Origin of the sequence: Phreatobacter stygius (genome assembly GCF_005144885.1) — a bacterium.
In the GTDB taxonomy this organism is placed as follows: Bacteria; Pseudomonadota; Alphaproteobacteria; order Rhizobiales; family Phreatobacteraceae; genus Phreatobacter; species Phreatobacter stygius.
This window is the reverse complement of the sequence record NZ_CP039690.1, coordinates 1117814-1139930: the sequence shown is the minus strand read 5'-3', so window position 1 is coordinate 1139930 and position 22117 is coordinate 1117814. Positions and strand designations below refer to the sequence as shown.

Here is a 22117-nt window from a genome sequence, read left to right as displayed (position 1 = left end):
ACATGGATGCGCATGAACCGGCCGGCCCGATTGCCTTCGACGATTTCCTGAAGATCGATATCCGGGTCGGCCGTATCGTCGAGGCCGCGCCCTATCCCGAGGCGCGCAAGCCGGCGTTCAAGCTGGTGATCGATTTCGGCGGCGACATCGGCCGGAAGAAGTCGTCGGCCCAGATCACCAAATATTATGCGCCGGAGACGCTGGTCGGGCGTCAGGTGCTGGCGGTGGTCAATTTCCCGCCGCGCCAGATCGGCAAGTTCATCTCGGAGGTTCTCACCCTCGGCGTGCCTGATGGCGAGGGCGAGGTGGTTTTGCTGACCCCCGAGCAGGATGTCCCGCTCGGAGGCCGGCTGTTCTGATCCGGCACGGTCTGGCTTACGCCGCCTTCGGCAGCACCTCGGCCGAATAATCTTCCATGATCACCTTCGACATGTTGCCGGGGGTGAAGCGGTAGGGGCCGATCTCGGAGACCGGCGTCACCTCCGCCGCAGTGCCGGTGATGAAGCATTCATTGAAGCTCGAAAGCTCCTCCGGCATGATCCGCCGCTCGATCACCTCGAAGCCGCGCTTCTTGCACAAGTCGATGACCGTGCGCCGCGTGATGCCATCGAGGAAGCAGTCGGCCTTCGGCGTATGCACCTGGCCGTCCTTGATGAAGAACACATTGGCGCCGGTGCATTCGGCGACCCGGCCTTGCCAGTCGAGCATGAGCGCGTCGGCATAACCCTTCTTCTCGGCCCGATGCTTGGAGATCGTGCAGATCATGTAGAGACCGGCCGCCTTCGAGGTCGACGGGGCGGTTGCCGGATCCGGACGGCGATAGTCCGCCATGTCCATGCGGATGCCCTTCATCTTGGTCGCCGGGTCGAAATAGCTCGGCCAGACCCAGCTGGCGATCGCCAGATGAATGGTGTTGTCCTGCGCCGAGACCCCCATCATTTCCGAGCCGCGCCAGGCGACCGGACGGATATAGGCGTCGATCTGATCGTTGGCCTTGAGCACCGCCGCCTTGGCGGCATCGATCTCGGCCACCGAGAAGGGGATCTCGAAATCGAGCAGTTCGGCCGATGTGCGCAGGCGCGCCGAATGTTCCGTGGACTTGTAGATGACACCGCCATAAGCCCGCTCGCCCTCGAAGACGCAGGAGCCGTAATGCAGGCCGTGGGTCAGCACATGGACCTGGGCCTCGCGCCAGGGAACCAGCTTGCCGTCCATCCAGATGAAGCCGTCGCGGTCGTGGAACGGGATGAGGGTCATGTGTCTATCCTCCTGCTGCTGCACCGGAGCTTGGATGGCCCGATTGCGGTTTTGCGAAGCGCGCCGGGTCCGGCTAACCTTGCAAAGACGGCATCATCGCAAAGCGACGATTCTTGCCAAGGCCAGCGGCCGATTTGGTACGATCGTTTCGTGAATGCGGGCAAATGAGTAACAATCGGCACCGAATATGTCAACATGGCTGACATAAATGTCTCACCGGCCCCGCGCCGGCCATCCTCGGGTCCAGCCGGCGCCAGCCCGGAGGCAGGCGCGCGGGAGCCTGCCTACGATCTGATCGAGCTGATGTTCTTCGCTTATCGCGATTTCGTCGGCGATCCCGATCATGTGCTGGAGCGGTTCAATTTCGGCCGGGCCCACCACCGGGTCCTGCATTTCGTGTTCCGGCATCCCGAGATCCGCGTGGCGGACCTGCTCGACATCCTGAAGATCACCAAGCAGAGCCTGGCGCGGGTGCTGCGCGAACTGGTCGAGCAAGGTTTCATCCTGCAGAAGGAAGGCCAGATCGACCGGCGCCAGCGGCTGCTGACCGTGACCGACAAGGGCCGGGCGCTGGCGCTCGAACTGTCACGCCTGCAGACCGAGCGCTTCGCCCGGGCGCTCGCCGGCTCCGGCACGGCGCGCGATGCCGCTGTGCGCTTTCTGTTTGCGATGATCGATCCGGAGGCGCGCGAGGACGTGACGCGCCTGATCACCAAGGCCGATCGCGTCGCGGCACGGGCTAGGGAGCGCTGAGCCATGCCGCCTGTCAAAGCTTTGCCGGATGATGCGCATCATCTTCTGGTGGTCGACGACGACCGCGTGATCCGCCAGACGCTGGCGCGCTATCTCAGCAATAACGGCTACCGGGTGACGACCGCCGAACATGCCGCCGCGGCGCGGGCGCGGCTCGACGGCCTGACCTTCGACCTGCTCATTCTGGACGTGATGATGCCGGGCGAGACCGGGTTCGACCTGGCGCGCGCCATTCGTGCCGGCAAGACCGAGCAAGCGGCGGCCGTGCCGATCCTGATGCTGACCGCCCGGTCGGACCCCTCCGACCGGATCACCGGGCTGGAGATCGGCGCCGATGACTACCTGCCGAAGCCGTTCGAGCCGCGCGAATTGCTGCTCAGGATCGGCGGCATCCTGCGCCGGGCCCTGCCAACGCCGCAGCCGGTGGTCGAGTCCGTGCGCTTCGGCGATTTCCACTTCCATCTCGGCCGGCTCGAATTGCGCCGGGGCGAGGAAACGGTGCGGCTGACCGATCGCGAGAAGGAGATGCTGCGCGTGCTGGCGGTGAAACCGGGCGAGACCGTGCCGCGTTTCGACCTGGCGGCTCCGGGTGGCGACATCAACGAGCGCACCGTTGACGTGCAGGTCAATCGGCTCAGGCGCAAGATCGAGATCAATCCGGCCAACCCGATCCACCTGCAGACCGTTCGCGGCATCGGCTACCGGCTGATCGCCGCCCCCTGAAGGCGTTCGAAACATCGGCAAAGCGGCGCGCCGTCACGCTGAAACAGTCCCGTGCGAAGTCCTGAGCCTGCTTTTCGAGGGGATTTCCATGAGCATGGACTCGGACAATAACTGGTCCTCCGCCACCAGCTCGGATTCGAGCGGTTCCACCACGCCGGATGGCGACAGCACCACCGAACATGTCGGTTTCTTCCAGCGCTTGATGCAGTCGCTCGTCGGCATCCTTGTCGGCATCGCGCTGGTCGGCGCGACGATCTGGGGCCTGTTCTGGAACGAGGGCCGGGCGATCGGCACGACCCGCGCGTTGAACGAGGGGGCCGCGGCTGCAATCAGCGTCCCCGCTGCCCGCGTCGATCCGGCCAATGAAGGCCGCCTGATCCACCTGACCGGTGATCTCCGCGCCGGCGCGCCGCTTGCCGACGAGGAGTTCCGGATCAGGACCCAGGCGGTGCGGCTGGAGCGCCGGGTCGAGATGTACCAGTGGAAAGAAGAGCAGAAGACCGAAAGCCGCAGCAATACCGGGGGATCGCAGACCCGCACCACGACCTATACCTACGAGCAGGTCTGGTCGGACCGGTCGATCGATTCCTCCAGGTTCCGCCAGCGCGACGGCCATTCAAACCCGCGCATGCCAATCGCCAGCCGCACCCAGGTCGCCCCCAATGCGACGCTCGGGCAGTTCCGCGCCGACGAGCGCGTCATCGGGCTGTTCGGCCGGAGCGCCGAGCGGAGCTTCGCCCTGAGCGCCGAGGCGCTTCAGCCTTTCACGGCGCGTTTCGGCGACCGGGCGCGTCTGTCGGATGGCTCGGTCTATGTCGGCGACGATCCGCAAAATCCGCGCATCGGCGATATCAGGATCCGCTATTCGATCCTGGCCGAGGGACCGGTCAGCGTCGTCGCTCGCCAGATCGGCAGCGGCCTGACGGCTTACGTCGCCCAGAACGGCCGCGAGGTGTTCCTCGGCGAGACCGGTACGAAAAGTGCGGCCGAGCTGTTCACCCATGCCCATGAGGCCAACGGCATCCTGACCTGGATCCTGCGCGCCGTGGCGCTGCTGGTCATGTGGATCGGCTGGTTCCTGGTGTTCCGTCCCTTCGTCATTCTCGCCGACATCATTCCGATCCTCGGCAGCGCCATGGCGGCGGGTGCCGGGCTGGTCGCCCTGGCACTGACGCTCGTCGTCTATCTGCCGGTCATCGCGCTCGCCTGGTTCTGGCATCGCCCGGTCATGTCGATCGCTCTGATCGCCGCGGGTCTGGCTGGCGCCTATGGCCTGCGCTGGCTCGGCCAGCAGCGGCGGGCCGCCAAGGCGGCCGCGGCACCGGTGCAGCAGGGCCTCCTCGCTCAGCCCTATCCCGGACAGGGCTATCCGGCGCAAGGTTATCCGGCGCAAGGTTATCCGGCCAACGCCCCGATGCCGGCCGCAACCTATCCGGCACGGCAAGCCTATCCACCGCAACCCGGTTATCAGCAGCCTCAGGCCTATCCGGCGCCGGGCCAGGCGGCTCCCGCCTCATTCCTCAACGTCCCGCCGGAACTCGGCAGCCGGGGCGGCCAGCGCTGAAGCCGGACGAAAAAAACGCCCCGCGTGATGGCGGGGCGCTTGCTTGACCGCAGCTGACCGCGTCGCGTCAGGGAATGAGGATCATCGAGCCGGTGGTCTTGCGGCCGGTCAGGTCGCCATGGGCGTGGGCAACCTGCTTCAACGCATATTCCTTAGGCTTCTGGATCTTCACGGTGCCGTTCTTGACGACCTCGAAGACGTCCTTGGCATTGGCGAGCAGTTCCTTGCGTGTCGCCACATAGTGGAACAGCGTCGGGCGGGTGAGCGAGGCCGACTTGGCGGCCAGTGCGCCGGGCGCGAGCGGGTCGGGTGCGCCGGAGGCCGCGCCGAACAGCACGAGATGGCCGCGCACCGCCAGGCATTCCAGCGATTTCAGGAAAGTGTCCTTGCCGACGCCGTCATAGACCACCTGGACGCCCTTGCCGCCGGTGATTTCCTTCACCCGGGCGACAAAATCCTCCTTGGTATAGAGGATCGGATATTGGCAGCCGTTCTTCTTGGCGAGCTTGGCCTTGTCGTCGGTCGAGGTCGTGCCGATGACGATTGCGCCGAGCGCCTTGGCCCATTGGCACAGCCACAGACCCATGCCGCCGGCGGCGGCATGGATGAGCACATAGTCGCCCTTCTTCACATGATAGGTCTGTTTCAACAGATAGCGCGCCGTCATGCCCTGCAGCATGATCGCGGCGGCGGTCTTGTCGTCGATGGCCTTCGGCAGCTTGACCAGGGTTGCTGCCGGAATCAGCCGCTTCTCGGCATAGGCGCCGGGCGGGCCGCCGGCATAAGCGACGCGGTCCCCGACGGTGACCTCGGTCACGCCCTGGCCGATCGCCTCGACCACGCCGGCGGCTTCCATGCCGATGCCGTGCGGCAGGCTCGGCATCGCGTAGATGCCGGAGCGCTGATAGATGTCGATGAAGTTCACGCCGACCGCGGTCTGGCGGATATAGGCTTCGCCCGGGGCCGGCGGCTTCAGCGAGACGTCCTCATAGACCATGGCATCCGGACCGCCGGGTTTATGGATACGGATCGCCTTGACCATGTCTTGTCCCTCGCTGTCGGCCGCTGTTCCCGCCGCAACCGCCTGATCTGGGCGTGTTGACCGAAACAATCGATTTCGCCCGTTCGTTGTAATGCGATTTCGAGCGTGGCGTCGATATGCCGCATCGGTCGCGATGTCGTCAAACGGCAGCGCCGCGGCGCCGCGTTGCGATCGGTCCGGTCACGACCGGTTCATCATGGCGGCGATATTGGGCCGACGCGCAGCCTGCGGCCTTGCCGATCGCGCGGACGAGGCATAGCCCTTGCGTGGCCAGGGTCGAGGTACCCCATGTTGTCCCGACGAGAGACCCTTTCGACGGCGCTGAAAGCCGTTTGCGGAATTTCCGCAAGCGTGGCGTCTCCATTGGGGACGTTGCTGGCAACGCCGGCCGCCGCCCAGCCGCCGCTTCGCTCGCCGGCGGAATGGACCATTCCCTTTGGCGCCGCCCTGCGCGACGGACCGCTGGCCGACGAGCCCGACTATCGCGCGGCGATCGTCAAGCACTGCCGCCAGGTCGTCGGCGAGGGCGGGCTGAAATGGTTCGATCTTCGCCCTTCGCGGGAGCGCTTCGTTTTCGACCAGGCCGACAAGCAGCTGAATTTCGCCACCGGCAACGGACTGGAGCTGCGTGGCCATACGCTGGTCTGGTACGGCGCCATGCCCGACTGGACCAAGACGATCGCCAGTGCGGCCGAGGCCGAACGCGAACTGGTCGGTCATATCGAGACCGTCATGGGCCGCTATCGCGGCCGCATCAAGAGCTGGGACGTGATCAACGAACCGATACCGGATGACCCGGCCAGCCGGTCCGACATCCGTCCGTCGATCTGGCAGCAGCGGCTTGGTGAAAGCCATATCGCACTGGCGCTGCGCGCCGCGGCGCGAACCGATCCCGCGGCCAAGCTGATCATCAACGAATATGACATCGAATTCGTCGGCGACCGGTTCCGCCGCAAGCGTGACGCCATGCTGCGGCTGGTGCGCGACCTCAAGCTGCGCAACGTGCCGCTGCACGGCATCGGCCTGCAAGGTCACCTGCGTGGCGACCTGGCCATCGACCGTGAGGGCCTGTCGGCCTTCGTCTCCGAAATGCGGGCCCTTGGCCTCGAGGTGCTGGTGACCGAACTCGACGTGGTGGACGACAGGCTGCCGGCGCCGCCGGAGTTGCGCGACATGCTGGTGGCCGCCCGGGCTTATGAATTTCTCCAGGCGATCCACGCCGCGGCGCGGCCGACCGCCGTGCTCACCTGGGGCATCACGGACAAGTACAGCTGGGTGCCGCTCTGGTTCAAGCGTGGCGACGGCCAGCCGAACCGGCCCTTGCCGCTGGACGAGGCCTACCGGCCGAAGCCGCTGATGCGCGTCCTCGAACATTTCGGGCAGGGCCCGCGCTGATGCTGATCCGCCAGACTTCGACCTATATGATCGCGCATGGGACGTCGGCCGCTTTCGGCTTCCTGTCGGTCGTCCTGTTCACCCGTCTGCTGACGCCGACGGAATATGGTTTTTATGTCGTCGGCATGAGCATTGCCGGCATCGTCTCGGCGCTCCTGTTCACCTGGGTCAGGCTGTCGGTGCTGCGCTTCCAGTCGGAAGGCGGAGGGGTCGACATCCGGCTCACCGCGCTGGCCGCCTATGTCATTTCGGTCGCGTCGACGCCCATTGCCTTTGTGGTCACGGCTTATGGCGTGGGGGTGCCGATCGAGCGGGCGGCGGCGGCCATCGCCCTGGCACTGGCGCTCGGCCTGTTCGAGCTTGGCCAGGAAATCCTGCGGGCGCGCCAGCAGTCGGGCGCCTATATGCGCGCAACCATTTTCCGCGCGATCATGACCATTGGTCTGTCGCTGTTGCTGGTCCATCTCGGCTATGGCGGTCTCGGCCTGGTCGCCGGGGTCGCCGGCGCCTATCTGATCACCTCGCTGTGCTTTTCCAGAACGGTCTGGCGCGCGCCGCTCAAACCCTTCAACCGCGAGGTCTTCGCCGAGATGTTGCGCTTCGGCGTGCCGATGGCGCTGTCCGGCGGCGTCTTCGCACTTCATTCGGCGCTCGACCGGCTGCTGGTCGCCTATCTGCTCGGCGACCATGCCGCGGGCATCTATGGCGCGGCGGCGGATCTGACCCGCCAGATCATCCTGTTTCCGGCCCTCTCGGTCGCCTCGGCCGTCGTGCCGATGGCGATCCGGTCGCTTGCCGAGGACGGGCCGGCAGCTGTCGACGCGCACCTGACCAAGAGCGGCGAACTGTTGCTCGCGGTGGTCATGCCGGCGGTCGTCGGCCTGGCCATTGTCGCACCACATCTTGCCGCCCTGATCCTCGGGCCGGAATTTCGCGCAACCGCGGCAAGCCTGATCCCGATCCTGGTGTTCGCCTGGCTGTTCCAGACCATCTCGCAGCAATTCGTCCAGGTCAGCTTCCACCTCGCCAAGAAGCCGAAGCTGATGGTGGCCCATGGCACGGCGATCCTGATCGTCAACGTCCTGGCCATGCTGCTGCTGGTTGGCCGCTTCGGCCTGGCGGGTGCGGCCTTCTCGCTGGTGCTCGCCGAGGCGGCCGGCGTGGTGGTCGGTTATCTCTTGTCGCGGCAGGCCCATCCTTTGCCTTTTGCCTGGCGGCCGATCGTCAAGGTGGTGGCGGCCGTGGTGGTCATGGCGGTGCCCACCGCGCTGATCGAATGGAGCGATCCCGAGGACAGCATCATCGGGCTTGCCGCCAGCATCGCGACCGGCATTGCCATCTATGGCGTGGTGGCGCTGGCGATCGATCTTGCCGGGGTGCGCAGCGCGCTGGTCGGCCGGATCGCCTATCTCAGGCAACGCAGGGGCGAAGCCTGAGGCCGCCCACGCCGCGTCTTCGCTGATCGGCCCTAGGTCGCGTGGGAAATTCCGGCTAGACGTCCCAGCGGACGCGAGCCAAATGGTCGGCCAGCAGCGGATCCTCCTCATGCCGTGTCGGATCGAAGGCCTCGCGGCCGGTGCGCGCATATTTCCAGCTGTCGCTGATCTCCCGGAAGTGCCGGTAGGAGAACTGCCGGGTGGTCAGGCGCGAGGCGGCATGGCCGCCAATGACATGAATGCGCCACTGCGCGTCGGGCGGACATTTCGACGGCACGATGGTCCATTTCGGCGGGCAGCGATCGCCGTCGATGGTGATCAGGCCAAGGCGCCTCTGCGGCCGTTCGCGCCGCACGATCCGGTAGTCGCGATGGCGCTTGCCGGGCTTGTCCGGCGCCGGCTCCCGGCCTTCGATGCCGAGCACCCAGCGGCCATAATAACGGCAGACGCCGAAGCGCGCGCTTTCGGCTGCCTCGAAGATGCTGCGGCCGTCGATCGACAGGATCATTTCGTCGACGTCGGAACACTGGACGCTGGCCGCGGCCGCCAGGAACCGGCGCCGGCCATGCTCCCAGACGCCGTGCTGGCCGTAGTCGGAATCCCAGAAGCGCTTGGCATCGAGGCCCTGAGGGCCGAATTTGAAGGGCCAGGACACGATACGGGCAACCGCGATGCCGTCGAGCGCGCCGATGGCTTCCGCCAGGGCGCGGAGCGAATAGTCGGTCGAGCCATTGTCATAGATCAGCACGGCATCGGCGCCGTGAATGTCGCGTGAGAACCGGACCCAGTCCTGGATCCAGGCCAGGTGATTGTTCTTCGACTGGGTGAACATGACGCGGCGGCCGGCGAACAGATCGACCTCGCTCGGATTGACCGTGATCTCGGTCGTGCCGAATGCGGCGCTGAGCGTCAGGCTGGTGGTCCCGTCGGGTGCCTCGACATGGATCTGGCCGTGGCGATCCAGCTCGCGGATTTCGAACCGGCAGGCGACGCCCGAAGGCCTTGCCGTCAGCGTCATCACGGCGAGCGCCGGCTGCAGATTCAGGAATGGCGGCCCGACCAGCACGATACGCGTATCGGCGTCCCGGAATGCGTCATAGAACAAGGTCTCGGCATCATATTTCGCGTCGAACTCGGCATCGCGATACGCCGCCGGCCGTGTCGGTTCGCGCCGCGTGTCGGAAAAGGCTGGCAGCATGACAGGCGACGGCTCGACGATCCCTATTCCGGGGGCAATTCCAGGATGCATGGTCGGCTGGCCGCTCTCGTCTTCTCAAGGCTTCGACCATTGGTGAAGCGCCGGGGGCCTGTCAAATGGCGCGTCGGGCTGATCGCGATGCCGGCTATCGGTCAGGCCGAGCGGGTCGCCATCAGATAGATCGCCTTCGGATTGGTGATGGCATAGCGCCAGAACAGCCGGCGCGGTTCCAGCCAGATGCGATAGGCCCATTCGAGGCCCGCCGCCTGCATCCAGTCGGGCGCGCGGCGATTGGTGCCGGAAAGGAAATTGAACAGGCCGCCTGATGTCTTGATCATGCCGACCTTGCCGAGCTTGCCGGCATGGTCGCGGACGAAACGCTGCTCGTGGGGCACGCCCATGGCGAGCCACAGGATATCCGGCGCCAACTGGTTGATCTCGGCGAGCTTGGCGTCGAGCGCGGCGCCAGTGTGAAAGCCGTGGCTGTGGCCGACAATGTCGAGGCCGGGATAGAGCTGGCGGACCCGCGCGACCGCCCGGGCATTCTCGTCCTGGGTCGCGCCGAGCAAATAGAATGACGCGCCGGCCTTGACGGCACGCGCCGCGACGTCGTGGAACAGATCGGTTGTCCCGACACGTTCGGGCAAGGGCTGCCGGCACAGAAATCGCGAGGCGATGACCATCGGCTGTCCGTCCGCGACGATCTGGTCGGCCGCCAGCATCAGGGCGGCGATTTCCCGGTCGGCGGCGGCACGGGCGATCACCTCGCCATTGGCCGAGGTCAGGTAGAGCGGCCGCCCGCCGCGCGGATGCTCGCGGGCCGCACGGATCATCCAGTCGGCGGTCTGGTCGCGATCGAGGACGGTGATCGGCAAGCCGCCGATGGTGACCGTCGGTAGCGTCCGGAAGCTGGTGTCGAAGTTGTCGGGCATGCCTGTCATCCGCTCAATGGACCAGCCGGGCGACCGGCTGGCGGGCAGCCCTGGTCATGCGCGGCGTGGCCGGCGGCACCGATCCGGGAAAGATCAGGGCCAGAAGCAGGGCAAGTGCGGCGCCGGTGCCGATGCCGCCGACGAAACCGGCTGCGGCGACGATGACGCCACGGGGCGGGAAGGTGCGGTTGCGCGGCGGCTGGGCCACGGTGATGATACGCGCGTTGCTGGTGTCGATCCGCTCCAGCTCGCTGGTCTCGCGCGAGCGGCTGAGGAAGGCGTTCAGGAGGTTGCGGTTGACGTCGACCTCGCGTTGCAATTCGCGCAGCTGGACGAAGGCCTGGCCGGCATTGGAGGCTTGGTTGCTGAGCTGTTCGACAATGCGGCGCTGGGCGATTTCGGCCGCCTTGGCACGCTCGAGATCGGCGCGCGCCGACTGGGCGATGCGGCCGAGCTCCTCGGCGATGCCGCGCGCGAGATCGGCAACCTGGGCCTGGGCGTTGCGGACGCTCGGATGGCGCGGGCCGAACTCGGTCGAGGCGTCGGCGAGTCGGCGTCGCGCCTCGGCCTGCTGGCCGCGCAACGCCGCGATGGTTGGTGATACGACGGCCTCGGGCAGCGCGCTGGCCTGGCTGGCGCTGCGCAGCGCCTGCTGGATCTGGTCGTTGCGCGCCTGGGCCTCGCCGACCCGCGCCTGAGCCTGGCTGAGCGCGGTGTTGGTATCGGTCAATTGCTGTTCGCTGACGAGCTGGGTGCGGGTTCCGACCAGGCCGTTGCGGCGGCGGAAATCCTCGACCTTCTCTTCGGCGACGCGGACGCGGTCGCGCAATTCGTCGAGCCGGTTGGTCAGCGACAGGGTAGCGCGCCGGGCGGCGTCGGAGCGCGCCGCCGTCTGCGAGTCGATATAGGCATGGGCGACCGCGTTGGCGATCTGCGCCGCCTTCTCGCCGGTCGCGGCGCGGGCGGTGACCTCGATGACAAAAGTGCGCTCGGGTCGACGGACGATGACCCGGTCATAGAGCGCGGCAAGCGCGATCTGCTCACGCCCTTCGAGGCTTTCCTGGATGGGCTCGCGCCGCAATCCAAGGCTCTTCAGCAAGGTGACCGCCCAGGGCGAGCCGCCGGTGCTGGCACCGAATTCCGGGTCTTCGATCAGCCGCTCGCCGTCGACGACGCGGGCCAGCACGCTCTGCGACGTGATGATGCGCACCTGGCTTTCGACGAAATTGATCGCCGCATTGGAGTCCTGCTGGCGCGCGGTCGGGTCGTTGTCGAGCACCTGCAGGCCACGCGGGTCGATATAGATCTGGGCGGTCGCCATGAAGCGCGGCGTGGCGAATTGCGAGGCGACGTAAGCGCCAAAGGCAAACAGCGGCCCGAGCACGGCGATCAGGATCCAGTAGCGCCGAAGCGCGCCGATAATGTCCAGTCCGAACGGCCCCTTGCCGCTCGGCTGTTGCGCGGAACGCGGCGCGATGGGCTCGGCCCGATCGTCGTCATACATGACTTGCCTCTCCTGCCGATCCGGAACGAACCGTTAACAACGTCCCGAATTGGAACACATATATTTGCCTGTGTTCCGACAGCGCAAGGACGAGGCCAGCACGATCTGTTCGGCGCCGGGTCATCTGCGGGTTCGAGGCGAGGGGGTGGACGGCGTCCGGGTCGGGATCAGGCGACGCCGATCCGGTCGAGCGCTTCGCGCATCGGCAGGATATCGACCTGGCGCCGGAGAGCGCCTTCGAGCGCCGCATTCATGAGCTTCGGCGAAGCGCCGAACTTGGTCGGTTCCGGCGCAATGTCGTGGGTCAGGAACACCAGCCAGCCCTGGCGCGCCACGACCTCGTCGAGCAGCTGCTCGAGCGCCGGCACGGTCAGGCCGCAATCGATCAGTTCGACGGCCTTGATGAAATCCGGATCCAATTGACCCGCATTGACCCCCGGCAGCACCGAGCGGCTTGCTCGCGCCAGCCGGCTCAATTGGCGTTTACGTGCGTAGCCGGCAAAGCCATAGGGGTAAGCAAAGGTCTCGCGGGTGAGGCCTGGGATGAGCCGGCGCAAGGCCGCTCGATTGGCTGCCAGGTCGGCCTCGAACTCACCGCGTGTCATGTTGAACACCGCGCGGTGCGAGTGGGTATGCAGGCCGATCTCGTGACCACGGGCATGAAGATCGATGACGGCGTCCGGGCCGGCCACCGTCCAGAGCGGATTGATCCCGCCGAGCAGGCCGGTGCAGGTGAAATAGGTGCCGCGCACGCCGCAGGCTTCGAGCAGGCCGGCGCCGACCTCATGCGCGGAGGCCGGAAAGTCGTCGAAGGTGAACGATACGATCGGCCGTTCATTGCGCAGAGGGACGGATCTGACCGGCAGGCGTTTGGCGAGCGCATGGTCGAGCCGCGCACCGAAGCGATCGATGATCGCGTCGCCATTGCTGTTGGCGGCCGGACCGGCAGACGGCGAGCACTGGCAAGCCACCGGTCGGGCCATCGGCGTCGGCGAAGCATTACCGCTGTCGCTCATCAATGCCTCCTCGATCGCGTGCCATGATCTCAGCCTCGGTCCGATACGCGGTCGGCCGCGCCATGCTATGCGTCCCACGCCGGGATGGGTCGCCGGTGTTCGTGCCGTTCATCCAAATGTAAGCAAGCGCAAGGCCACGGCTTCAGTCTTGCTCTCGTCTTGTCCTGCCGGCCGTCGCGCCGCATTCTTGACCTAGAACGAGACCCCGACCATGGATTTGTCCCCGGGCGAGACGATGTCGAAGCCTCTAGTTGCATCGAGTCGGGAACTCGCGTCGAGCCGAGCTCTGGACCGACTAGCGATGCGTGCAGTGATTGTCGTCCCGACGTTCCGCAGGCCAGCCATGCTGGCGGCAACCCTTGCCTCGCTCCGCCTGCAGACGGCGTCGGTGCCTTTTGCCGTCGTGGTGGTCGAGAATGACGCGACCGGCCTCGCCGGCGCGGCAGTCGCGCGGGCCGCGCTCGAGACGGGCGATATTCACGGGCTCTGCGTCGTCGAACGCTCGCAGGGCAATGTCCACGCGATCAATGCCGGCTTTGCAACCGCGCTCGAGGCTTTCCCGCAGGCCGAATATGTCCTGATGATCGATGACGACGAGGTGGCGTCGCCCGGATGGCTCGACGCCATGGTGGCGACGGCCGAACGTGAGAATGCCGATGTCGTCGGCGGGCCGGTCGTGCCGCGCTTCGCAGCGGCTGCACCGGCCCTGATGGCGCGCCATCCGGTGTTCTGGCCGGCCTATGACACCAGCGGTCCGGTCGACATGATCTATGGCAGCGGCAATTGCCTGATGCGGCGTCGGGTGTTCGACCGGCTCGGCCGCCCGGCCTTCGATCCCCGCTTCAATTTCCTCGGCGGCGGCGACATGGATTTCTTCACGCGCTGCCGCAAAGCCGGCTTCAAATCCTATTGGGCGGCGGAGGCCGAGATCACCGAGACGGTTCCGGCCCAGCGCGCCAAGGTCGGCTGGATCCTCAAGAGAGGCCTCAGGATCGGAGCGATCAACCGGGCCGTCGACCGCAAGAACGCGCCGGGCGCCGGCGGCCTGCTGCGCATCCTGGCCAAGGATCTGGCCATTCTGCCTTTGGCCCTCGGGCGTGCCGTCGGCGCCTTCGTCAAGACCGGCAATCCGCTGATCGCGGTCCATCCGCTGGCCGTCGCCGCCGGCCGGATCGGCGGGATATTCGGCCAGGAGCCGGAGCCCTATCGCGCTGAAAGCATGCCGTCGCCATGATCGAGGCCTCCCGGCTGCGCCTGCTGGTGCTCACGTCCGACACCACGACGCTCTGCGGCGTCGAAGCCTTTGCCCGTCGCCTGGCGGCGACCGCTGGCGATCGCGCCACGACGCATGTGCTCGACCGTGGCATCGCCGGGCTGAGGCAGGCGCTCGAAGCGGCGGACGCGCTGGTGCTCAATCTGCCGGTGGTGGCCTGGAAGGCCAAACTGGCCGAGCCGGTGCTTGCCGCCACCGTGGCGCGTGCCATGCGGCGCGACGTGGTGGTGATCCTGCACGAATGGGCCGATCTCGATTGGAAACGGCGGGCGAGCTATGCGCCGCTTTTGCCACTGGCGACCACGGTGCTGTTCTCATCGCCTGAGGTCTCCAGGCAATTTGCCGCAAGCCCGCTGTCGCGGCTTACCACCGGACGGCGCGCCATCGTGCCGATCCCGCCCAATCTCGTGCGGCCGGCCGCGACGGCATCGACGCCTGCGTCGTCGCACCCGACGGCGTTGGCGCTCGTCGGAGAGCGGGCGCGGGGCCGGCTGATCCTCGGCCATTTCGGCTCGATCTACCCAAAGAAACAGTCGACCCTGGTGCTCGATGTCGCCGCGCGCTTGAAGGCCCGGGGCGAAGAGCCGTTTGTCGGCTTCATCGGCTCGTTCGTGAAGGGCGCCGACCGTGTCGAGGAAGACTTCTTCGCCCGGGTCCAGGCCCTCGGTCTCACCGACCGCGTTGTCGTCAGCGGCTATGTCGCCGATGACGCCGAGCTGTTCGCCCTGTTCGATCAGGTCGATGTCTTCCTTTATGTCTTCGCCGAAGGATTGACCTCGCGGCGCGCCAGCGTTCTGGCGGCGGCGGCCTCCGGCCGGCCCGTGGTGGTCAATGCGCCACGCGCGGCTGGGGCGTTCGATCACCATCCGACCTATCTGCGCCTGCTCGACGACGGGCGCCTTCGGCTGGTGCCGACCGACGCCTCGATCGACGTGGTGGCCGAGGCCGTGGTGGCGGCGCGCGATGCGCGCCTGTCCGCCGGAACGGTCGACGAGGAGGCCGCCTGGCGTGACGCGCTTGATGCGGTCGATGGCGGCTTGCGCCGCGGCAAGGCGAACTAACGCGGGTTCGGCTTGTGGGCCAGGGATGCGCGCGCCCATTTGGCAAAGTCGGATTGGTGCCAGGCCGCGCAGGTCCTGCGGAGACGCTTGGCCGCGAAATAGAGATGGCCCCGCCAGGTCACGCGGGCCGCATGGTCGAGCAGCGGCAGGCGGCGGGTCGCCCAGACGTCCTTGTAGGGCTGGTCGCTCTCGCCGAGATCGAATGTCGCATGCCTGAGCGCGAATGACCGGCGGATCAGCCCGATCAGCAGCCGCGCGCCGCTGGAGAAGCGGCCGTAGCTGTCGAGCTCATAGGCGGTCAGGGCGAAACGGTAATGGCCGGGCTCGATGAAGCCGAGAACGGCCGCGGTCACAGTATCGCCGCAGCGTTCGACGGCGATGTTGGTGAGCCGGCTCAGCCGGCCTTCGGCGATCGCGCCGCGATAGAAGGCAAAGTGGCCACCCGTCTCGAATCGGTCATGGCCATGGCTGCGCAGGATCTGCCGTCGCCGGAGGCCAACCAGCGCCTCCAACATGCCGGTGGCTTCGCCGGCCGTGCCGGCGATGGCGAAAGACACCGGGCCGAGGCGTGCCATCTGTCGGCGCCGGCTCTCGACCTTGCCGATCTCGCCGCGCCGCGCCTTGGTCGCCGCATAGTCGTCGAAGGATTGGCCGGCAATGTCGATCAGGTTGCCGGCTGCACCGTGGTCGGCGCAGCCGAGCTCGATGAGTGGATTGCGCCGGTCCTTCACATGGCCGGCGATCCTGGTGAAATCGACCGCGTCGACCGGCGGCAGCGCGGCGATAATCCGGGGCCACAGCACGGCCAGCGCGCCCGGCACGAGATCGATATCCTTCGCCAGGATCGGTGCATTCATGCCGGCCACGCCGCCATCCATGAAGCGCAGCACGTGCAAGCCAAGGCGTGTTTCGACGGCAAGCGGCAGATAGAGCACCGGCGCGCCGTCGGTGAGCGTGACGGCCACCCCGAAACCGCGGGCGCCGCGGCGGGCACCGATCGTCTCGCACCACAGCGTCACGAATTCGAGCGACTGGAAAACGGTGCCGATCGTCTCGTTCGACAGGTTGGACGGCCAGTTGAGGGATGAGAGATCGGCTGCCGGCACGACGCTGATGGCACAGGCCGCCGCCTCGACCGTGCGAGCGGCCGAGGCGAGGGGTCGGGCGGGCGCGTCCGGGCGCGTCGCGCTCGCCATGTCAGAAGGCGTTGTCATAAGCCTTCCGCGAGAACACGGTCCGCGCCATGATTTCGAGGTCGAGCAGCACCGACCAGTTGTCGATGTAGTAGAGATCGTGCTCGACCCTGGCCTGCATTTTCTCGACCGTGTCGGTCTCGCCGCGCAGCCCGTGGACCTGTGCCCAGCCGGTAATGCCCGGCTTGACGTTGTGGCGCCGGGCATAGAGCGCGATGCGGCCGTCATCATATTGGCGGTCGTGGGCGATGGCATGCGGACGCGGGCCGACCAGCGACATCTGGCCACCCAGCACATTGATGAGCTGCGGCAGTTCGTCGAGATTCCAGCGCCGCAGGAACCGGCCGATGCGGGTGATGCGCTGGTCGCCGCGGGTCGCCTGGCGCACGGCGTCGCCGTCGTCCTCGACCGTCATGGTGCGGAACTTGACGATGGAAAAGGCGCGCTGGTTGAAGCCGAGACGGCGCTGCCGGAACAGCGCCGGGCCGGGGCTGTCGATCTTGATCGCGAGCGCGATCAGCAGCAGCACGGGCGTGAACAGGAACAGGGCGAAAGAGGCCAGCCCGACATCCAGCATGCGCTTCATCATGATCTCGCCGGCGGACAGCGGCGGACGGCCGAGCTGCAGGCTGGCGATGCCGCCGGTCTTGGCGATCTTGATCTCGTCGAACCGGTCGAAGATGCGTTCCGGGCCGAGGTGGATGGTCACCGGCATGCGCATGAAGGCGTCGATGACGCTGTCGATCGTGGCGGTCTCGGACCAGGGCACGATGATCAGCACGTCGTCGAGATACATCTGGCGGGCCTGAGCGACGATGCGTGCGATATCGCCGCGGCCGGATCCGGCGCGTCCCTCATCGGCCAACAGACCGGTGCCGGCGATGTGCATGCCGGCGTTCCAGGGCTGATAGCGCATGGCGAAGGCGGTGACGTCATTCTCGCGGCCGACCAGCATGACGCGTCGCGCGGGAATCATGCCGATCTTCGAGCCGAGCGTCATCAGGCGGCCGGCCGCCCGCCGGGCCAGCAGCAGCAGCGGGAAGCCGGTGACGAAGGTGGCGATGACCGCGACGCGCGAGAAGCCGTCACTGGTCTTGGTGGCGAAGGCGAAGGCCATCAAGGTAACGAAGGTCGCGCCCCACAGCGTCAAGGCTGTGCCAATCCGGTGATTGGGCGCGATATAGTTGCTGAATTGGTATTGCCCGCGCACGACGTTCAGCATGACGAACAGGCTGGAGACCAGCAGGGCCAGGTCGACCTGAGCCTTGATCGTCCACCAATCGCCGCTGTTGAAACGGTTATAGACCAGCGACACCATGTAGGAGGTGCCGGCTATGACCATCCAGTCGATCGCCGCGGTCGCGATCATCAAGGTCAGGCGCGTCCAGGCATATCCGCCGCGAGCGCGTCGTGCCACGACGCCCATGGGCAGGTCCAGGTCCTTCAATGTCATGGTCGAGACTCTTCAGCTTGCGCATTCGTCAGCTGTCCCTGCCCGGTGGCGGCGCGCTGGGCGCCGTCCCGGATCGGGACGTCTATTGAGGCTGACGTAACGCTAAGCAGAAGCCGTGCCGTTGCTCCGCCGGCCGGACCTGGCCGGCGGGCGATGTCTTCCACGTCCCGGCCGCAGCAAGGGTGTGGACGAAAAGCGCGTCCCTGGCGGCCTCGGGGGTCAGATCGTGGTCGGTATTGGCAATGTAGTTCAGACGGACCCTGGGCATGCGGGTCAGCCATCGGCCACGCGAGCCGAAATGGCGCGCCAGTTCTTCCAGGCCGGCATCGTCTTCGCTGAAGACGATCTCGACCGGCACATCCTGCCGATGGAGCTTGTCCATCAGCGCCCTGGCGGCACGGGTTTCCGGCGAGGGAATGAAGCCCCGTGCCCGGGCGGCCAGCCGCTTGGTCAGCTCGAGCGCCAGCGGCAGCAAGGGCCTCTCGCCGGTCAGCACCTTGGTCCAGGCGCGCCGGTCCCACAGCTTGGACACATAGCTGGACGCAACCGCATAGCTGGAGGCGATCGCCTGCTCGACGGTTTCGCCCCGGCGCCAGACGAACCGCTGGATATTGACCAGGACCACGCCGCCAATGCGGGCGTCGGCCGCCGCGGCCTGCAGCGCCAGATGCGCGCCGCTGCAGGCACCCATCACGGCGATGGACCGGTAGCCGCCGGCGTCGAGCAGATCGACCGCCGCTTCGACCTCCGGCGTGAGCGCGGGATTGTAGAGCACGGCGTCGATGGTATCGGCTGTGCCGGGCCGCTCGGCGCCGTCGCCGACACCACCGAGATCCATGCGGAACGAGGCGATACCCTGGGCCGCCAGACGGCGGGCAATGGTGACGCCGGTCCGGGCCCAGCCAACATGGGAATTGCGACCGGCATTGAGGATGAGCAGGATCGGGCCGGTGGCCTCGCTCGCCGTGGGCTGGCAAATGACGCCGAACAGCCGCCTGTCGGGGCCGAACGTTGCCGCTTCCTCGACAAAGTCCGGTCCCGTAAGCATGGCGGGCGCCGGCGCGACGGCCGGGACCGTCCCACGCTTGGACAGGCCGTCGATCCAGGCGACCGCACGGTCGAATGCGGCGCGCGGCGTGACGGCCATGGTCGGACTGAGCGCGATGCCGTCGAGGCCGGAGGCCTCTTCCCGGATGACCGGGCTTGCCGGCCAGGCCGTGGCAAGGGGCGCCGCATCCTGCGCGCCCTTGCGGTGCAGGACGAGGACCGGCGCTGCCGGCTCGGGCAGCTTGGCGATGTCGAGCCCGCGCAGCGCCTCGAGCGTGGCCGTGCTGGTCAGAAGCCCGCCGATCAGCACGCCGGCCGGCGTCGAAGTCGCGTCCGGATCGAGCCGTGCACCTTCCGCGACCGCACGCGCGGTCACCGTCAGCTCCCGGGCATAGGTGCGGCCGCGGGTGATCGGGTCGAGCAAGACGAGGCCGGCAAGGTTGTCGATATCAGGCGCCGCGCGCGCCGCCAGCAGCGCACCCAGGCGCAAGCCGAGCACGACTGTTCCGGTGACGCCAGTATGGGTCGACAGGACCTGCGCCGCCGAAACGATGCTGCGGGTCCAGGCCTCGATGCGGTCGGCATCGGCGTCGGTACCGAGCGAATCGCCGGTGCCCGGCAGGTCGAGGCGCAAGCAGGCATGGCCCTTGGCGGCGAGAGCGTCGGCGAGCAGGCGCAGGCTCTTGGTCGCGGCGAGTGCCTCGACGCCGTGCGGCGGGACGATCACGACGCCAAGACCGGACGTGTGATCGCCTCGGGCCGGGTGAATCTTGGCCATGACGCCGTCGAAAGTCACGGGGATCATGAAACGTCCCCATAGGCGACGGAATGGCCGTTCAGGGCCTGAATGCGGCCTCGCGGCACAGGCTTTGCGGTCTTGGCGGTCAGCGGGATCAGCCGGCTTTCGCCGGGTGTCAGGCAGAACCCCTGGTCGCCGGCCTCAAAATGATCGTCGTCAATGGTGACGAAGCGGGCGAAGCGATCGGTCGACACCCTGAGCGCGGCGCCGCCGTCCCGCATTTCGACCTGGGCTTGCAAGCCGATGTCGCGGGGAGCCGCGGCGCGGCCGGGCAGCACATGGACGGCTTCGGCGACAACCGCGCCATCCGGGTCGACGAGGCGGGCGACCGTCGCATCATGGGCTGGCGGACCGAAACGATAGGCATGGGTGATGTCGAAGAAGCGGCCGATCAGCGCGTCGCTGGACAGGCTGGTCGCGCTGCGGGGCGCGAGCGTCAGCGCCGTCTCGGTTTTCACCAGCGGATGAGGTGTTTCGCCATAGCAGGCCAGAACCAGGGTCAGGTCGCGCGTATCCGTGGTTTCGTTGACCAGATGAATGCCGAAGCCGTTCAAGCCCTCATCGGTCAGGCCGACATGAACCGGTCGGAAGGCCCGCTTCAGCGCGAAATAGGTCGATTTCGGCTCGCCGGCCGCGTCGATGACGCCCCAGCCGGCGCCGGGCGCGAGATCGTTGAGGAACCAGACCAGTCCACCGGCGCATGACGAGCCCGGGCGCCGCCACTCGGCAAACACCGCCTCCATCACTTCGGCCGGCGCGGCGCGGCCGAGTGCGAGATAGCGTTCGGGATCGTCGATGCGCAGCGCCGCCGGGTCGAGGCCGGAGAGCAGGCCGACATAATGATCGCGGGTGTCCTCGAAATCCCAGCCGGCGCCGGCATCGCGTGGCACACCGGCCTTCCAGTCGATGTCGTTGGGATCGCGCACCGTCGATGCCCTGAGCCGCGCCGGGCTCGGCACATTGGCGAAGGCGAGGCATTCGGAAGCAAAACGCACCTGCGCGCGACGGACATCCTCGATCGGCCGGCAATAGGCGCCGACGCCGAAATAATGGGTCACCCCTTGATTGGCGGCGAAAGGCAGCGGGCCGCCCCATGGCGTGTGCGGCAGATAGATCGCCTGGCCGGCATGCTCGGCGGTGAGCCTTGGAAACAGGTCATCGAACAGCGGATTGGCTGTCTGCGCGGGAGTGAGGCCAAGCATGACCGCCTGCTGGGCGATCTCGCTGCCGCCGCAAACGATCGCCGCGGACGGCGAGGCCTGCAGGCGGTCGAGCAACTGGCACGCCTCGGCTTCGACCAGGCCGGCGAAGGCCGGATCGGCGGCGGGATAATCGAAATTGGCAAATGGCAAGTCCTGCCAGACCAGGATGCCGAGCGCGTCGCAGGCGTCGTGAAAGACCTGCGAGGCCGGCGCGGTGGTGCCGGAAATGCGCAGCATGTTCATGCCGGCATCGCGCGCCAGCGCCAGCAGCGGCAGGGGATCGCCGGAGCCGAGCGCCACCGGGTCCGGCGGCATCCATGAGGCGCCGCGACAGAACACCGGTTGGCCATTGACGATCAGCCCAAAGCCCGTTCCATCGCCGCCGCGGTCGAGTTCGAGCCTGCGGAAGCCGACGCGGCCAAGGTCGATGGTGGTTTCGCCGGCACGGATGGCGGCGGCGTGCAGGGCCGGCTCGCCATGGGTATGCGGCCACCATGGCGCGATGCCGTCGAGAACGAGGCGGCCGGCGAAGCGGTCCGGGGCGATCCGGTCGAGCGCGATGCCGGCGCCGGCACAGGCAAGCTCCACCGGCGTCGCGACGGCGCGATCGAAGCGGATGTCGGCATCGAGGATGCCGGTCTGGCCGTCGAGCCGGGGCAGCAGGCTGAGCGCCGCGACCCTCAACGGGGCGCGCCGCGTGGTGCAGGTGATGGCGCGCCATGGACCGACGGTGGCGACCGGCGGCGACCAGCCGGGCATATGGCCGAGCGGCGTGGTGCGGATCAGGCGCAGGCTTCCCGGCGTGATCATCATCGGCCGCCAGCGCGGGCGCGGGCCCTTGGCCGAGGCCAGAGCCGGGTTCAGGGCCTTGAACCGGATCGCCAGGGCGTGCCGGCCGGTGCCGGTGAAGTCGACCTCATGGCACAGGAACATCGAGTGCGACACCAGCACCGGCTCGCCGTCGAGAAACACCTCGGCAAGCGTTGCGAGGCCCTCGAGGCGCAGGGTCTGCGGGCCGGTCGCGGCAAAGCGAAGGCGATACCAGGCATCCTGGTCGTGCAAATCCCCGGGCTGACCGAGCGACCAGCGCCCGGCCGCACGCAGCGCCTGCGCGACGGTGCCCGGAACGGGCGCGGGCAGCCAGCCGGTCAAGGCTTCCGCCTCGGCTGGCGTCGTCGCCGCGTCGGGTGCGCAAAGGGCGAGCGTCCAGCCAGTCTCCAGCGCGGCGATCTCGTCGCCCGATATGCCGCGAACAAGAGCCATGTCGAC

18 protein-coding genes are annotated in these 22117 nt (G+C 67.3%); 8 read left to right on the top strand and 10 right to left on the bottom strand.

Features of this window, described 5'->3' with window-relative positions:
• Positions 1-2: 2 nt before the first annotated feature.
• Positions 3-359: a tRNA-binding protein gene (locus E8M01_RS05305; RefSeq protein WP_136959164.1), complete on the top strand. Its 357-nt coding sequence runs from the start codon at positions 3-5 to the stop codon at positions 357-359.
• Between the two features lie 16 nt (positions 360-375).
• Here E8M01_RS05305 and E8M01_RS05300 read toward each other — a convergent pair whose 3' ends face one another.
• Complete coding sequence (locus E8M01_RS05300) at positions 376-1257, bottom strand: branched-chain amino acid aminotransferase (RefSeq protein ID WP_136959163.1); 882 nt, start codon at positions 1255-1257, stop codon at positions 376-378.
• A gap of 195 nt (positions 1258-1452) precedes the next feature.
• On the opposite strand from E8M01_RS05300, the gene E8M01_RS35245 reads away from it, so the two are divergent.
• From E8M01_RS35245 to E8M01_RS35750, 3 genes are all read left to right on the top strand, one after another.
• A complete protein-coding gene (locus E8M01_RS35245; protein ID WP_211596701.1) occupies positions 1453-2010 on the top strand; it encodes a MarR family winged helix-turn-helix transcriptional regulator in 558 nt (185 codons plus the stop codon).
• 3 nt (positions 2011-2013) lie between these two features.
• Positions 2014-2733, top strand: a complete 720-nt coding sequence (locus tag E8M01_RS35240; RefSeq protein WP_211596700.1) for a response regulator — start codon at positions 2014-2016, stop codon at positions 2731-2733.
• 88 nt (positions 2734-2821) lie between these two features.
• A complete protein-coding gene (locus E8M01_RS35750; protein WP_136959162.1) occupies positions 2822-4297 on the top strand; it encodes a TMEM43 family protein in 1476 nt (491 codons plus the stop codon).
• 67 nt (positions 4298-4364) lie between these two features.
• Here E8M01_RS35750 and E8M01_RS05285 read toward each other — a convergent pair whose 3' ends face one another.
• Entirely contained in the window at positions 4365-5339 is a 975-nt protein-coding gene (locus tag E8M01_RS05285) for a quinone oxidoreductase family protein (RefSeq protein WP_136959161.1), read from the bottom strand.
• A 363-nt stretch (positions 5340-5702) separates the two neighbouring features.
• Between E8M01_RS05285 and E8M01_RS05280 the strand changes: the two genes are divergently transcribed.
• Complete coding sequence (locus E8M01_RS05280) at positions 5703-6734, top strand: endo-1,4-beta-xylanase (protein ID WP_246088605.1); 1032 nt, start codon at positions 5703-5705, stop codon at positions 6732-6734.
• A complete protein-coding gene (locus E8M01_RS05275) occupies positions 6734-8170 on the top strand; it encodes a lipopolysaccharide biosynthesis protein (RefSeq protein WP_136959159.1) in 1437 nt (478 codons plus the stop codon). The genes E8M01_RS05280 and E8M01_RS05275 overlap by 1 nt, the downstream gene beginning before the upstream one ends.
• A gap of 55 nt (positions 8171-8225) precedes the next feature.
• Here E8M01_RS05275 and E8M01_RS05270 read toward each other — a convergent pair whose 3' ends face one another.
• The 4 genes from E8M01_RS05270 to E8M01_RS05255 form a co-directional block, all read right to left on the bottom strand.
• Positions 8226-9368, bottom strand: coding sequence for a hypothetical protein (locus E8M01_RS05270; RefSeq protein ID WP_136959158.1), 1143 nt, complete (start codon positions 9366-9368; stop codon positions 8226-8228).
• A gap of 152 nt (positions 9369-9520) precedes the next feature.
• Positions 9521-10300: a WecB/TagA/CpsF family glycosyltransferase gene (locus tag E8M01_RS05265; RefSeq protein ID WP_246088604.1), complete on the bottom strand. Its 780-nt coding sequence runs from the start codon at positions 10298-10300 to the stop codon at positions 9521-9523.
• A 13-nt stretch (positions 10301-10313) separates the two neighbouring features.
• Positions 10314-11804 (bottom strand): GumC family protein, encoded by a 1491-nt coding sequence (locus tag E8M01_RS05260; protein WP_136959156.1) that lies wholly within the window; start codon positions 11802-11804, stop codon positions 10314-10316.
• Between the two features lie 167 nt (positions 11805-11971).
• The gene (locus tag E8M01_RS05255) at positions 11972-12820 is read right to left on the bottom strand and encodes a polysaccharide deacetylase family protein (RefSeq protein ID WP_136959155.1); all 849 of its coding nucleotides are present in this window, start codon (positions 12818-12820) and stop codon (positions 11972-11974) included.
• Between the two features lie 301 nt (positions 12821-13121).
• On the opposite strand from E8M01_RS05255, the gene E8M01_RS05250 reads away from it, so the two are divergent.
• Positions 13122-14054, top strand: a complete 933-nt coding sequence (locus tag E8M01_RS05250; RefSeq protein WP_246088603.1) for a glycosyltransferase family 2 protein — start codon at positions 13122-13124, stop codon at positions 14052-14054.
• Positions 14051-15154 carry a glycosyltransferase gene (locus tag E8M01_RS05245; protein ID WP_136959153.1) on the top strand — a complete coding sequence of 368 codons (1104 nt, stop codon included), beginning with the start codon at positions 14051-14053 and terminating at the stop codon, positions 15152-15154. Before E8M01_RS05250 ends, E8M01_RS05245 begins: the two co-directional genes overlap by 4 nt.
• On the opposite strand, the gene E8M01_RS05240 is transcribed toward E8M01_RS05245, so the two are convergent.
• The 4 genes from E8M01_RS05240 to E8M01_RS05225 form a co-directional block, all read right to left on the bottom strand.
• Complete coding sequence (locus tag E8M01_RS05240; RefSeq protein ID WP_136959152.1) at positions 15151-16368, bottom strand: GNAT family N-acetyltransferase; 1218 nt, start codon at positions 16366-16368, stop codon at positions 15151-15153. The two genes, E8M01_RS05245 and E8M01_RS05240, sit on opposite strands and share 4 nt — an antisense overlap.
• Complete coding sequence (locus E8M01_RS05235) at positions 16352-17800, bottom strand: undecaprenyl-phosphate glucose phosphotransferase (protein WP_136959151.1); 1449 nt, start codon at positions 17798-17800, stop codon at positions 16352-16354. Before E8M01_RS05235 ends, E8M01_RS05240 begins: the two co-directional genes overlap by 17 nt.
• A gap of 82 nt (positions 17801-17882) precedes the next feature.
• Complete coding sequence (locus tag E8M01_RS05230; protein ID WP_136959150.1) at positions 17883-19652, bottom strand: serine aminopeptidase domain-containing protein; 1770 nt, start codon at positions 19650-19652, stop codon at positions 17883-17885.
• Entirely contained in the window at positions 19649-22111 is a 2463-nt protein-coding gene (locus E8M01_RS05225) for a glycosyl hydrolase 2 galactose-binding domain-containing protein (RefSeq protein WP_136959149.1), read from the bottom strand. Before E8M01_RS05225 ends, E8M01_RS05230 begins: the two co-directional genes overlap by 4 nt.
• Between the last annotated feature and the right edge of the window lie 6 nt (positions 22112-22117).